This window comes from Celeribacter naphthalenivorans, assembly GCF_020524585.1.
GTDB classification, from domain to species: domain Bacteria; phylum Pseudomonadota; class Alphaproteobacteria; order Rhodobacterales; family Rhodobacteraceae; genus Celeribacter; species Celeribacter naphthalenivorans.
The window spans coordinates 303,657-316,886 of record NZ_JAIVLK010000005.1 but is presented as its reverse complement, the minus strand read 5'-3'; the positions used below and the strand labels follow the sequence as shown (position 1 = coordinate 316,886).

Annotated in this window: 16 protein-coding genes; 4 read left to right on the top strand and 12 right to left on the bottom strand. The window is 58.8% G+C overall.

All coding sequences use genetic code 11. The features are described from left to right. Positions 1-166: 166 nt before the first annotated feature. The gene (locus LC094_RS13130) at positions 167-817 is read left to right on the top strand and encodes a MarC family protein (RefSeq protein WP_226553243.1); all 651 of its coding nucleotides are present in this window, start codon (positions 167-169) and stop codon (positions 815-817) included. Positions 818-825: 8 nt separating this feature from the next. Here LC094_RS13130 and LC094_RS13125 read toward each other — a convergent pair whose 3' ends face one another. Continuing rightward, the gene (locus tag LC094_RS13125) at positions 826-1,452 is read right to left on the bottom strand and encodes a hypothetical protein (RefSeq protein WP_226553242.1); all 627 of its coding nucleotides are present in this window, start codon (positions 1,450-1,452) and stop codon (positions 826-828) included. Positions 1,453-1,668: 216 nt separating this feature from the next. On the opposite strand from LC094_RS13125, the gene LC094_RS13120 reads away from it, so the two are divergent. After that, positions 1,669-1,827, top strand: coding sequence for a hypothetical protein (locus LC094_RS13120; protein WP_226553241.1), 159 nt, complete (start codon positions 1,669-1,671; stop codon positions 1,825-1,827). A 77-nt stretch (positions 1,828-1,904) separates the two neighbouring features. Here the strand turns inward: LC094_RS13120 and coaD are convergent, their stop codons facing one another. The 3 genes from coaD to LC094_RS13105 all read right to left on the bottom strand — a co-directional run bounded on the left by coaD (position 1,905) and on the right by LC094_RS13105 (position 3,958). Next, positions 1,905-2,399, bottom strand: a complete 495-nt coding sequence (gene coaD, locus LC094_RS13115) for a pantetheine-phosphate adenylyltransferase (protein ID WP_226553240.1) — start codon at positions 2,397-2,399, stop codon at positions 1,905-1,907. A 145-nt stretch (positions 2,400-2,544) separates the two neighbouring features. Continuing rightward, entirely contained in the window at positions 2,545-2,979 is a 435-nt protein-coding gene (locus LC094_RS13110) for a CBS domain-containing protein (protein WP_226553239.1), read from the bottom strand. Between the two features lie 85 nt (positions 2,980-3,064). Continuing rightward, entirely contained in the window at positions 3,065-3,958 is an 894-nt protein-coding gene (locus LC094_RS13105) for a LysR family transcriptional regulator (protein WP_226553238.1), read from the bottom strand. A gap of 158 nt (positions 3,959-4,116) precedes the next feature. On the opposite strand from LC094_RS13105, the gene LC094_RS13100 reads away from it, so the two are divergent. Continuing rightward, complete coding sequence (locus LC094_RS13100; RefSeq protein WP_226553237.1) at positions 4,117-5,616, top strand: CoA-acylating methylmalonate-semialdehyde dehydrogenase; 1,500 nt, start codon at positions 4,117-4,119, stop codon at positions 5,614-5,616. 193 nt (positions 5,617-5,809) lie between these two features. Continuing rightward, positions 5,810-6,010, top strand: coding sequence for a YgaP family membrane protein (locus LC094_RS13095; RefSeq protein WP_226553236.1), 201 nt, complete (start codon positions 5,810-5,812; stop codon positions 6,008-6,010). Here LC094_RS13095 and LC094_RS13090 read toward each other — a convergent pair whose 3' ends face one another. From LC094_RS13090 to soxY, 8 genes are all read right to left on the bottom strand, one after another. Further along, complete coding sequence (locus LC094_RS13090) at positions 6,011-6,667, bottom strand: Crp/Fnr family transcriptional regulator (RefSeq protein WP_226553235.1); 657 nt, start codon at positions 6,665-6,667, stop codon at positions 6,011-6,013. It abuts the gene before it with no gap. A gap of 31 nt (positions 6,668-6,698) precedes the next feature. Next, entirely contained in the window at positions 6,699-7,136 is a 438-nt protein-coding gene (locus tag LC094_RS13085) for a DUF302 domain-containing protein (RefSeq protein WP_226553234.1), read from the bottom strand. A 78-nt stretch (positions 7,137-7,214) separates the two neighbouring features. Continuing rightward, positions 7,215-8,282, bottom strand: coding sequence for a c-type cytochrome (locus tag LC094_RS13080; protein WP_226553233.1), 1,068 nt, complete (start codon positions 8,280-8,282; stop codon positions 7,215-7,217). Further along, complete coding sequence (gene soxC / locus LC094_RS13075) at positions 8,263-9,561, bottom strand: sulfite dehydrogenase (RefSeq protein WP_226553232.1); 1,299 nt, start codon at positions 9,559-9,561, stop codon at positions 8,263-8,265. The genes LC094_RS13080 and soxC overlap by 20 nt, the downstream gene beginning before the upstream one ends. Before the next feature lie 122 nt (positions 9,562-9,683). After that, a complete protein-coding gene (soxB, locus tag LC094_RS13070; protein WP_226553231.1) occupies positions 9,684-11,381 on the bottom strand; it encodes a thiosulfohydrolase SoxB in 1,698 nt (565 codons plus the stop codon). A 119-nt stretch (positions 11,382-11,500) separates the two neighbouring features. Then, on the bottom strand, positions 11,501-12,355 hold the full coding sequence (gene soxA, locus LC094_RS13065) for a sulfur oxidation c-type cytochrome SoxA (RefSeq protein ID WP_226553230.1): 855 nt from the start codon (positions 12,353-12,355) through the stop codon (positions 11,501-11,503). A 69-nt stretch (positions 12,356-12,424) separates the two neighbouring features. Then, positions 12,425-12,754 carry a thiosulfate oxidation carrier complex protein SoxZ gene (gene soxZ / locus LC094_RS13060; protein WP_226553229.1) on the bottom strand — a complete coding sequence of 110 codons (330 nt, stop codon included), beginning with the start codon at positions 12,752-12,754 and terminating at the stop codon, positions 12,425-12,427. A 25-nt stretch (positions 12,755-12,779) separates the two neighbouring features. After that, entirely contained in the window at positions 12,780-13,196 is a 417-nt protein-coding gene (soxY, locus tag LC094_RS13055; protein ID WP_226553228.1) for a thiosulfate oxidation carrier protein SoxY, read from the bottom strand. Positions 13,197-13,230: the final 34 nt, after the last annotated feature.

Genomic DNA, 13,230 nt, shown 5'->3' with positions numbered 1-13,230 from the left:
TCCCGCGCGAACGGGAGAAGGAGACGCCCCGGAGAATTCCGGGGCGTTTTTTTAGGCATTCTGTCTGCTTTCGCGCTGTACAGGCAGAGAGCCTCTTGTTCCCGCCCGAACGCATGTTATCTGCTGTCTATCACGCCCTACCCCCACCCGCTCAGCCAAAGTATCCATGCCCAGCTTTTCCACCATTCTCAGCGAGTTCATCACGCTTTGGGTCGTCATCGACCCGATCGGCACCCTGCCCGTCTTTATCGCCGCAACAGCAGGCCTCGCGCCGCGCCTGTCGCGCATGGCGGCGGCGCGTGCCGTGGTCATCGCTTTTGTCATCCTGCTGGCCTTCGTGCTCCTTGGACAGGCGGTACTCGAAGCCCTAGGCCTCGGCCTCCCGTCCTTCCAGATCGCAGGCGGGCTGGTCCTGTTCCTCTTTGCACTCACGATGATCTTCGGCGACGGCAAACCCTCGCTCGAAACCGCACAAGTCGAAAAGCCCCGCAGCGATCAACAGGCTCAGGCCCGCCGCGTCTCCGTCTTTCCGCTCGCCATGCCCTCCATCGCCTCGCCCGGTGCGATGCTGGCCGTGGTCATGCTCACCGACAACGACCGCTTTTCCGTTGCCCATCAGGCCATGACCGCCGCGATCATGGTCGTCGTGCTTTTGATCACCCTCGTGATCCTCCTGGCCGCGCAACCGATCCTGCGGGCCATTGGCGAAACCGGGGCGGCCATCGTGTCCCGCGTCATGGGGATGATTTTGGCCGCCGTCGCCGTGGATGCGGTGCTCAACGGCTTCGTCGCGATCGGGGTGATCCCGGCGTTCTGATCCGCGTATCAGCGGTGCGCAGCCTCGATCTTGCGGCGAAGGTCCTGCTTCACAATCCGGTTTGGAAATTCGAAAACACCGTCCACCTCCAACATGTCACTCATGAAGAGAGGAATCGGATCGACCTCCGGTGTGGGCAAACGCAGGATAGCCTTGGTGATCGCCCCCATCAAAATGATTGGAGGAATGACATCGGATTCAATCTGTTTATTCTCAATCATTTCGTCCAGACGGTCCTTAATATCTTCGATCGAGCTGGGTTGCTCCTGCGGTGACATTTCAGGCGGTTGCTGCAGAAGACGCAGAAGATCTGACAGCTGTTGAGCACTCGCTTTTCGCAGCAATTCCTCTTCAAGGGTCTGCCTGAAATACGTGACGTTTTCAGCAGTCACCTCATCAGGCAACGGCTCCGCAAAAAGATCCGGATCCGCGATCCGCACCCTATAGGGCCGCAACGCGACAGTCATATGATCCGCATAGCTTTGCGCAACAGAGGCCTGCACCATCTGACCGATCCCCGCCTGCAAAAGATGCTCTGAAATCCGTTCCACATCGTCTTGTGGCCCGGCCCGTAAGGGCGTGACGCAGGAAAGTGCTGTGCAAAATATAACGGCAAACAATATCAGCGGTTTCACAAATGCATTCCTCTCTAAAATCAATACACAGAGCAAATCAGATCATTTTGACATAAATAAGGATGGCGCTCGTCAGACCACGCAGAACGCCATGCATTTCCGGAAAACCCATGCACAAAGCGCATAACGATCTTGGCGAACCGGCATTGGTGTTAGCGCTAATTCGAGCGCATATAGGGGCCAGAAAACGCAGACTGGACCCAAAGGATCGGCATTATGAAAACGCTCGTCTCCCTCGCCACCGCCGCCCGCAAACGGGCCGCTTATCGCCGCACACTCGCCGAGCTGAACCGTCTTTCCGCCAAGGTCAAAGCCGATCTGAACATCGACGAGATCCGCGCTCGCCAAATGGCCCATGACGCGATCTACGGATAAGATTTAGACATCACGCACGAAAAACGCCCCGCAGTCCTCCTCCTGCGGGGCGTTTTCATGTCTCGTGTTTCAAACCTTCAGGCTTTGAACTTGGCCAAAAGCCGCGCTTCGACCTCGGGCGCGACGAATTTGGAGATGTCGCCGTCCAGACGCGCGATCTCTTTCACCAATTTCGAGGCAATCGCCTGATGCCGCGCATCGGCCATGAGGAACACGGTCTCGATCTTGCTGTCGAGCGCGCGGTTCATGCCAACCATCTGATATTCGTATTCAAAATCCGCCACGGCGCGCAGGCCGCGAATGATAATCGAGGCGTTCACATCGCGCGCGCATTGGATCAACAGGTTCTCGAACGGATGCACCACGATCTCGCATCCGGTGTCCGACGCCAGACCTGTTGTGTACTCTGCGAGCATCTCGACCCGCTCTTCGAGGCTGAACAAAGGCCCCTTGTCGCGGTTGATCGCGACGCCGATCACCAGACGATCCACCAAAGCACAGGCCCGGCGAATGATGTCGCCATGGCCGTGGGTCACCGGGTCGAATGTGCCGGGGTACAAACCGATACGCATGGGGTGATCTCCTCCTCTTCGTTCTGCGCACGCAACAATATTGCAGGTGCGAAATCAAGAGGGTTGAGGCGCATTGGGGCGCGAACGCCCCGATACGTGTCATAATTTCTTTGCAACCCCGGCAAACACCATGACTCTCAGGGCCTTAATGCCCCATGATCATGCCTTCGAGCGATTTGTTCTCCATCGCAAGCTGTTCGAGCCGCGCCTTGACCACATCGCCGATGGACACGAGGCCGATCATCTCGCCATCGCTCATCACCGGCATGTGGCGGAATCGCCCATTGCTCATCCGCTCCAACACGGCCAGCGCCGTATCGTCGGGCCGGCAGGACACAAGTTTGCGCGTCATGAAATCCGACACCTTATGGGCCAGAACCTCACTGCCGGTCTTGCCCAGCTCACGCACGATGTCGCGCTCCGACAGAATGCCTTCGGGGTGCTTCGGGTCCGTCGCGACGATCACCGCACCGATCTTGCGGCTCGACAAAAGATTTGCCGCCTCGCCCACGGTCATATCCGGCCGAATGGTGATGGTTTCGTCGATGGCCTTGGCTTTCAGAATCTGTCCTACGATCATGTGTCCTCCCTAAAATATCTGATGCGCCGTCGCGCGTTTTCCCTGTCTCTCCCTGATGTTAGCGTTCACTGCCTGCGACAATCTGTCAAGCTTCGCGTTCAAGGTGTTCGACCACCTCCCGCATGCTTTGGCACAAAACCTCGGAAAACCGCGACAGGCGTTCGACTTTGCGGTCATCCGCATGGCGCACCAGATAGAAGGCGCGTTTGAGCCGCACGTCCTCGGGCAAAACCCGCTCCATACGGTTCACATAGGGCAGGCAAAAGTCGTGCACGACCCCCACGCCCAGCCCCGCGCGGATCATGTTGAGCTGCACAGAGACGGAATTCGACGTATAATCCGCCTCGCTGGCGCCGATTTCCTCAAGATAGTCGAGTTCCTTGTCGAAAATCAGATCGGGCACATAGCCGACCAATTTGTGCCGTTTCAGGTCCTCTCGCGTGGTAATGTCCTCATGCTGGCGCAGATACCAGCGCATCCCCGCGAGCGAGAGGTGATAGTCGGTGATCTTCTGCACCAGCAAACGCCCGGAACTTGGCGGAGACACGCTGACATAAAGGTCGACCTCGCGTTTCGACAGGCTGAACAGCCGTGGCTGCGCGATGATCTGCACCTCCAGCTCCGGGTGTTCCTCAGCGATTCGCGCCACAACGCGCGGCAGCACATAGTTCGCACAGCCATCCGGCGCGCCGATGCGGATCACGCCCTTGAGCTGCTCATCCCCGTCACCGGACAGGTCATCGAGCCCTAAGGACACCGCCTGCTCCGCCGCCTCCGCATGGGCCAAAAGCCGCCCGCCATCGCGCGTCAATTCATAGCCCTGCGGCGATTTGGCGAACAGAGGCGCGCCCAGCCCCTCTTCGAGCCGCGCAATGCGCCGCCCCACCGTGGCCGGGTCGATCTTGAGCTGTCGCCCCGCCCCCGACAGGCTTTCCGTGCGCGCCACCGCCAGAAACACCCGCAAATCATCCCAATTCATCACCTTCGCCTCGTCAGTTCTTCATGCGATCCGCACCCTGCGCAATTGCAGCTCAACAAAGCTCCACCATTGCGAAAATGCAAAATGTTTTTGAAATCTTCTCTCTTTTAGAGACAAAAACGCAAAGTTAAACTCCCCTCAAAGATCAGGAGGTTTCCATGCAAGAGCTCAAACATTTCATCAACGGCACCTATGTCGCAGGCACGTCCGGCCGCTTCTCCGAAGTGCGCAACCCGGCCACCGGCGAAGTCATCGCCAAAGTGCCGCTCGCCACGCCTGCCGAGCTGGCCGATGCGGTCGAAAAAGCCGCTGTCGCCCAAAAAGAATGGGCCAAGGTGAACCCGCAGCGCCGCGCGCGAGTCTTCATGAAATTCGGTCAGTTGATCAACGAGAACATGGATGCGCTGGCCGAATGCCTGTCGCGCGAACACGGCAAGACGCTGCCGGATGCCAAGGGTGACGTGCAACGTGGCCTCGAAGTGGTCGAGGTCTGCATGGGCGCGCCGGCTTTGCTCAAAGGCGAATTCGTCGGCGACGCGGGTCCGGGCATTGATCTCTACTCCATCCGCCAACCGCTTGGCGTCGTGGCTGGCATCACGCCGTTCAACTTCCCGGCGATGATCCCGCTCTGGAAAATGGCGCCTGCGATTGCTTCGGGCAACGCGATGATCCTGAAACCGTCCGAGCGCACGCCGATGACCTCCCTGATGCTCGCTGAGCTGATCCAACAGGCCGGTCTGCCGGATGGCGTTCTTCAGGTCGTCCATGGCGACAAAGAGGCCGTCGACGCGATCCTCGACAACGAAACCATCCAGGCCGTGGGCTTTGTCGGCTCTACCCCGATTGCGCAATATATCTACGGTCGCGCCGCCACCAACGGCAAGCGCGCGCAATGTTTCGGTGGGGCGAAGAACCACATGATCATCATGCCCGACGCCGATCTCGATAAGGCCGCCGACGCGCTGGTCGGGGCCGGGTTTGGTGCCGCTGGCGAACGCTGCATGGCCGTGTCCGTCGCCGTGCCGGTGGGCAAGGAAACCGCAGATCGCCTGATCGAAAAGCTGGTGCCGAAGATCGAAAAGCTCAAAGTGGCCCCCTACACCGCAGGCGAGGACACGGACTACGGCCCGGTGATCACCGCGCAGGCCAAAGAGCGCATCGAGAGCCTCATCACCGCCGGTGTCGATCAGGGCGCGACGCTTTTGACCGATGGCCGCGGCATGAAAATCCAGGGCTATGAGAATGGCTATTTCGTCGGCCCGACGCTCTTTGACAACGTCACCCCGGACATGGACATCTATAAGGAAGAGGTCTTCGGCCCGGTGCTCTCCACCGTGCGGATGGACAGCTATGAGGACGCGCTCAACCTCATTCTCGACAACCAATATGGCAACGGCACCGCGATCTACACCGCCGATGGCGACACCGCGCGGGATTTTGCCGCCCGTGTCGATGTGGGCATGGTCGGCATCAACTTCCCGATCCCTGTGCCGCTGTCCTATTTCTCCTTCGGCGGCTGGAAAAAATCCGCCTTTGGCGATCTCGACCAATACGGGCCCGACGCGTTCAAATTCTACACCAAGACGAAAAAAGTCACCGCCCGCTGGTTCTCCGGCATCAAGGACGGGGTTGCTTTGAACTTCAAAGCGATGGACTAAACCATCTCTTTTCGAACCATTTGGCGGGGTCTCACACGAGGCCCCGCTTTCTTTTTGTACAAATCGAACATTTACCCCGCTTCTCTTTCTTATGAGAAAAACCGTCGAGCCTATGCGCTGGATGTGAGTTTGTTACAGACAGGCGGGCGCGCGGAGCCGTAGCTTACCCATAGGTTCACCAATGGAGGGTTCCATGCTCAAAAAAAATGTCGGCGGCCTTGACCGCATCCTGCGCATCGTTGTCGGCCTTGCGCTCATCCTCGGGTTCTTCCTGAACGCCGACGCCTCGCTGCGCTGGCTCTATTTGATCGGGATCATCCCGCTGGTGACCGGGCTGATGTCCTCTTGCCCGCTCTATTCGATCTTCGGAATCAACACCTGCAAGATGAAATAATCAGGCGGAATGCGCGAGCGCGTCCAGCGCCTCGCGATCCGTCAGCTTGACCTCGCCGCGGGCGGTTTGAACCCATCCGCGGCGTTGGAATTCCTGCAACTGACGCGAAATCACCTCGCGCGCTGACCCCAGTTCTGCGGCCAGTTGCGCATGCGTCGCCTTAAGCACAGGCCCGCCGTTGGTCAGCTCCAACAGCTTCTGCGCCAGCCGAATATCGATCTTTTGAAACGCAATCTCTTCGATCACATGGAACAGATCGGTGATCCGGCGCGAATAGGCGGAGAACACGAAATTGCGAAAGCTCTGCGAGGTGGCGACCAGATCGTCGAACACCCGGCGCGGGATGGCGACGGCGTCGATTTCAGTCTCGGCAATACCCTCGGCGCTATAATCTTCATAGGCCAGCAGGCAGGCCGTGGTCATCACACAGCTCTCCCCAGCATGCACCCGGTAAAGCACAATCTCGCGCCCCGCTTCGGTGGTCTGCTGCACCCGCACCGTGCCCTCGATCAGCATCAAAAGGTTTTCGGGGCTTTTTCCGGGGCCGAACAAAATTGTTCCAGCGGGCAGATGAATGATCTGCGACTGCGCCACGAGACGCGCGCGCACCTTGGGCTCAAGTGTCGAGAGCCCCGCAAACCGGTCGATCCAATCCATCTTTTATCCCTTCCATCGTCCGAAGGAATATTTAAAAGCTCGTGGCCTCTTCGACAATCTCTGTCAGCAAATCTTCGACCGCCTGCATCGGGCCGTCGGGATAATCGCGGAACCCGATCGTGACCTTGCCTTCACGATCCGCGACGTAGATCGAATAGGGGCAATGCACGATATTGCCGGGATCAGCCTCCATCACTTGCCGCGACACAACCGCCGAGCAGAACAGAAACACATCCGCCGCGTCGAAAATCGTCACCTCGGAGCCGACATCCGCTTTCGTGCGCTCCAGCATCTCGCCAGTGTGCGAGCGGTAGTCGATCACGAGGCCTTTGGAGACGATGGCATCCTCGACCGCGAAGGTCGCATCCTCGAAGGTGCCGTCATAGTCAAAGGTGATCGCCTGATCGTTTGCCAAGGCTGGCGTGGCACAAACCAAGGCGAGCGCGACAGTTTTGAACAATGTTTTCATAGTGAACATCCTCCCGGTTTTCATCCTACCCGAGAAAAGGGCGGCCCGATAGCCGCCCTCTTTGAGACTTGGTCGCGCCTACTGCGTCGTGGCCTTCAGATATTCGATCACCGCCGCAATATCGTCGTCGCTTTTCAAACCGGCGAAGGACATTTTGGTCCGCGGGAACATCGCCTTCGGCCTATGCAAATAGGCAATCAGGTTCTCTTCGGTCCAGGTGAACCCTTCCTCACGCGCATCCAGGAAGTCATTGGAATATTTGAAATCTTCCACATGACCGATGGTGGCTCCGAGCACCCCGTTGAGGACCGGACCGGTGCGGTTCTTGGCGCCCTCGCCCACTTGGTGACAGGCTTTGCACTTCTTGAACACGCTCTCGCCCTCGGCGGCCAGCGCCTCGTCAAATGCGGCTGCTGCGACCTCAACCGGTGCTTCCTCTGCGGGGGCCTCTTCCGCCACCGCGACCTGAACTGTCTCTTCCGCGACAGGCTCGGCGGCAGCTTCCGTCGTCTCCTCCGGCGTCACATCCAGAACGGTCGCCCGTTTGGTGATCTCGACCACCTCCTTACAGTTCTCGTAACAGGCGTTTTCTTCAGTAAAGATCGTGTATTCCGTCTCGGCGCGATCATCGGTGATGAAGCCCTCGGCATTCGGCATCTCGACCTCGAGGAAATTCTCGTTCGAGAGCACGAAATCATCCTCAACGATGTAGTTCGAATAGAGGATATAGGCCGTGATCGCGTAGACATCGTCATCCGTCATGGTCTGCGCCGCGCCGAAGGGCATGGAGCGACGCACATAGTCGTAAACAGTGGACAGATAGGGCCAGTAAGAGCCCACGGTCTTGAGCGGATCTTTGTCGGCCAGAGTGCCATCGCCACCCGCCAATTTGGGCCAGTTATCAACACCTTCCGCGAATTCGCCGTGACAGACGGCGCAGTTCTCGGAAAAGATCATCTCGCCATCTTCGACCGAGCCGGAGCCAATCGGCAAGCCGTCACCATTGGGCGAAATATCGTGGTTCCAGGCGGCGATTTCTTCGGGCAGAGCCGCGCGACCGAGACCGAATTTCTCCGCGAAAGCCGGCATCGCCAATGTCGCGGAGAGAGCCGTGGTGAGGATCAGTTTAGGAAGAAACTTCGACATTTTCCGCCTCCCCGTTCGATTTGACATGCCAGGTTTGGATACAGTTGTTGTGATAAACGGAGTTCTCGCCGCGCACCTCTCTGAGCTGCGCTTTGGTCGGCTGAACATAGCCCGTGTCATCATGGGCACGGCTCTGCAGGAGCATTTCCTCACCGTCCCAAGTGATATCAAGATAGAACCGCGTCAGCGCCATCGGTGCGCCCGGATTGGCCAGACGGGCCTTCTCCCAAGTCTTGCCACCGTCTTTCGACACATCGACGCCGGTGATGGCGCCACGTCCCGACCAAGCCAGACCTGTGATCACCAAAGGCCCCTTGCCATGCGTGATCGGCATCTGCGGGCTGGGCGAGGTCACCACCGATTTCGCATCCATGACCCAGGTCCATTTGCGCGAGGTGCCATCCGCCAAAGTGTCGGTGTATTTCGATGTTTCTTCACGCGATTCAATGGCTTGCGCGGTCACTTCGATACGGCGCAGCCATTTCACCCACATGTTGCCTTCCCAACCGGGCACGACCAGACGCACCGGATAGCCATGCTCCATGCGCAGCGCTTCGCCATTGGCCTTAAACGCAATCATGCAATCATCGAGCGCCTTTTCCATCGGAATAGACCGCCCGTTTGAAGACGCATCCGCGCCCTCGACATAGACCCATTTGTCCGCGAGATCTCCCGCAGCCCCCAGCCCCGCCTCTTCCAACAGAGTGCGCAGCGTGACGCCGGTGTATTCCATGTTGTGGATCATGCCATGGGTGAATTGCGAGCCATTGAGCTGCGCGCCAGCCCATTCCATGCCGGTGTTGGCCGCACATTCGAGGAAAAAGGTCTTGTTCACCCGCGGGAAGCGTTCGAGGTCTTCGTAGGTGAAGACCAGCGGCGTATCGACCAGCCCGTTGATCATCAGGCGGTAGTCTTCCTTTTTCAACTCAATCGCGCCGGAGTGGTGCCGCTCAAAGGCACAGCCCTGCGGCGTGATCGTCCCGTCGAGCGCATGGATCGGCGTGAAGTTGATCGAAGAGATCGGATCGGCGGTCAGCCACGGCACATTGCGGCGAATGACATCGCTCTCGTATTTGATCGGCAGACCATAGGGCGTTTCATCGACCCCTTCGCCGAGGCTCATCGCCCAATCTTGCTTTTCCGTGATCAGCGGATCGGGGCCATCGGCGGCAGCCTGACTCGCCGCCAGTCCCACGCCCGTGGCAGCCGCGCCGCGTAGAAACGCGCGACGGCTTGTTCCCTGACCGGTGCTCCGATTGTCGTTTTGGGTCTCACTCATCTCTCGTGTCTCCCTTCCGATGTGCATGCTTTGCATGAATTCTTTCATTCTCTTATGTGAATGAATTCATTGTAGAAAAACCGCTCCAACGAGGGTCAGAGCGGCAGATGTCAGGCCCGATTTCAGGCGCCGATGACCTCGACCGAGGTGTTCGGCGCGACCGTGACGGTGCCTTGTTTGCGGATGTGATCCTCCACCACATCCCAGATCTGCGGCCCTTCGGTGCCCTCATTCACAGAGGCCCAGCCCGCCACGACGTAGTTTTTCGCCGGGTCGAGTTTTTCGCCGGTTTTCAAAAGCGTCAGCTCCGAAATCCGCTCGCCCTGCGGCTTGGTGATGTCGATGCGATAGCCAAGACCGCCCATCCGCACCATGTCGCCGCCCTGCTGGTAATAGGGATCGGGGTTAAAGATGTTGTCGGCCACGTCTTCCATAATCGTATGGATGAACTCGCCGGTCATCTCGCTCCGATACGCCTTGCCGTAGGTCATCGAGGTGGCGTTCCAGATGTCCTCGCGGGTGATATTGTCCCCCGGCAGGAGGCTCGGCCCCCAACGCACGCCCGGCGACATCGCGATATCCGCCTCACGCTCGCTCAACAGCGCGTCACAGATCAGATCATCCCAAGTGCCGTTGAAGTTGCCGCGACGGTACAAGAGGCTGTCGGTCTGACCGATCACCTCGCCCATCGCCTCCTCGTAAGGCGCGCGTTGTTCGTTGATCAGCGCCGAGACCTCTTTGTCTGGCTCGATTACGTCGGAGAAGATGGGGATCAATTTGTGGCGGAAGCCCATCATGCGGCCATCGCGCACGTCCAAATCCACACGCGAAACAAATTTGCCGTTGGACCCCGAGGCAATGATGATCGTCTCGCCCACCAGCACAGGTTCCGGCAGCGCGTCATGGGTGTGGCCGGAAAGCACAACGTCGATGCCACTCACCAGCGACGCCATCTTCTTGTCGACGTCGAACCCGTTGTGCGACAGCAAAACGACCAGTTCTGCGCCCATGCCGCGCACCTCGTCGACGACCTCCTGCATCCGCTCGGTGCGAATGCCAAAGGAGTATTCCGGGAACATCCAGCCGGGGTTGGCGATGGGCATATATGGGAAGGCTTGGCCGATGACGGCGATCTTCACCCCGCCACGTTCAAAGAACTTATAGGGCGCGAAATCCTCCGCCGGTTCGTCCCATTCGGCGTCATAGATATTGGCGCCCAGAGCCGCAAAGGGCAGATCGGCCACCACTTCGCGCACCCGATCAGAGCCAAGCGTGAACTCCCAGTGGAAGGTCATTGCATCGGGTTTCAGTGCGTTCATCACATTGACCATGTCCTGACCCTGCGTGTGGTAGCAGGTGTAGGAGCCGTGCCATGTGTCGCCGCCATCGAGCAAAAGCGCATCGGGGCGTGCGGCGCGGATCGAGTTGATCACGGTGGCGACCCGGTCGAGGCCCCCAACCTTGCCGTAAGCTTTTCCCAAGGCGGAAAAATCATTGTAGCTCAACGCATAAGCCGAAGGGGAATTGTCCTCGATACCGTAAAGTTTGCGGAACTCCGCGCCCGTCACATGCGGCACTGCGCCCTTGTTGTCGCCCACGCCAATGTTGATCTCCGGCTCGCGGAAATAGATCGGTTTCAATTGCGCATGAATGTCGGTGACATGGATCAGAGAGACGTTGCCGAACGTGTCGAACTCCAAAAGCTGGTCCTGCGTCAGCGCCTGTTGCGCCGCGAGACGCGCCCAGTTGCCAAAGCCGGAGGCGCCCACCATAGCCGAAGCAGCCATGGACACCTGAAGGAAATCACGACGTGAAATCATGCGGAAACTCCGTTGTCGGACGCAGAAAACCTGAGCATTTCCAAAGGTTTCATGCGCAAATTTGAATGTATTGAGAGGAACAAAGCCCCGCTCGTCGCCAAGCGGGGCCCCGTCAAAGATCAGTTGCGGACAGAGGGGCCCTCGACCGAGAGGCCGTTGCCACGCGACGCCACATAAAGCTCAAGCGCCACAAATTCCGGCGAGCCCGCGTTGAACGTCTCACCACGGGTATCGCGGATACAGCCCTTGAACCGGCTATGCGCGCCATTCAGTTGCGCGTTCTTCAGACGGTAGGCCGGGAAGGCGTTGATCTGACCCTGAGACAGGTGATCTGCGCGGATCATGTTGCCGTAGTTTTGCTCGTGGCAGTTGGCACAGGACAGATCGAGCTGACCGTAGCGGGTGTAATACATCTCCTTGCCCTGCTCCCAAGTGGATTGGGCGGGACCGTCGATGGCGACATTCACCGGCATGCCACGCGACACAGAGGCCAAAGCCGCCTCGAAGTTCAGCATGGTGCTGTTGTCGTATTTCTGCGCATCGGCCCCCATCCGCTCTGTCAGACAGTCGTTGATCTGCATCTGGATGGTGTAAACCTGTTCTTTGTCGTCGTTCCATTTCGGATAGGTCGGACGCACATTCGCGAGGCTTTCGACGCCGTCGTGGCAATCCATGCAGGATTTGCCCTCGGACCCCATCACGGTCTCGAACTGTTCGAACCCGGCTTCGGCCCCCAGCATCCCGGGATTGTCGAAATCGTCCATCTCCATGGCCTGCGTGTCATCCGAACGGAAGCGCCAGCCGGACATGATCTCGCTCAGGTGACCGTCGAGATGCGCGGGCGCAGCCGTCTTGGTCACGATCTCGATCTCGCCGTTGATCACCAGCTCTGCGTCTTCATCCGCCAGCACAGGTGTTGCGATCACAAACGCCGTCAAAGCCGCCGCAGTGCTGAGCATTTTATTGATTTTCATGCGTTATCTCCTCCCTAGAGTTGGCTGGCGCGCCCCGCATCTTTGGCGGGACGCGCTTGCGGTCTTGGATCAGGCGATTTCGATCGCTTTTGCATCCTCGTAGACGGAGCCGTCGTCATCGTACCAGGTGAATTTGAATTCACCGGCCTCGGGCACAGTCGCATCGAATTCGATATAGGGGTTGGTCGAAATCGACGGTTCCAGCGTCACATCGACCACGCTCTGCCCATTAAATTCACAGGTGAAACGGTTGATGATCGAGCGCGGAATGACGTTGCCGTCGCTGTCTTTGCGCTGGCCGGATTCCATCGGGTGGGAAATGAGGGTTTTGATCGTGATCACCTCACCGGCAGAGGCCGATTTAGGGACTTTCACGCGGGGTTTGACACCAGATGCCATTGTCTTTGTCTCCTAAAAAATCGGGTTAGCCGCCGCAGCCGCCGATAGTCACTTTGACCGTGGCGGAGGTTTGGACGAAAGAGCCATCGGCCATTTTCGCAACCGCCACAACGTCTTGCGTGCCAGCGAGACGGATGCGGGTGGAGGCCGCCTGGCTGCCTGCCAGCGGACCGAAGTTGAACACCACCACTTCAGGCGTCGGGTTGCCGGTGGCGAACACCGCGATGGCCGTGGCGCCCGGCGCATTGACAGCGATCGGCACGGTGTTGCCGTTTTCGGCGATCTCCGGCGCGGTCAGGCTTAGATCGCCCGCGCCCGCCTCGGCACCCCCGGTGAATGCGGCGATGGCGTCTTCGGCAGCGGCGGTCGCACTCAGCGGCATAAACGCCGCCGCAGTCGCACCAAGGCCCAGAGCCAGAGCGTCACGTCGTGTGAGATTCATGGTTTGCTCCTAAGTTCTAAGTGTCAGGATCCGA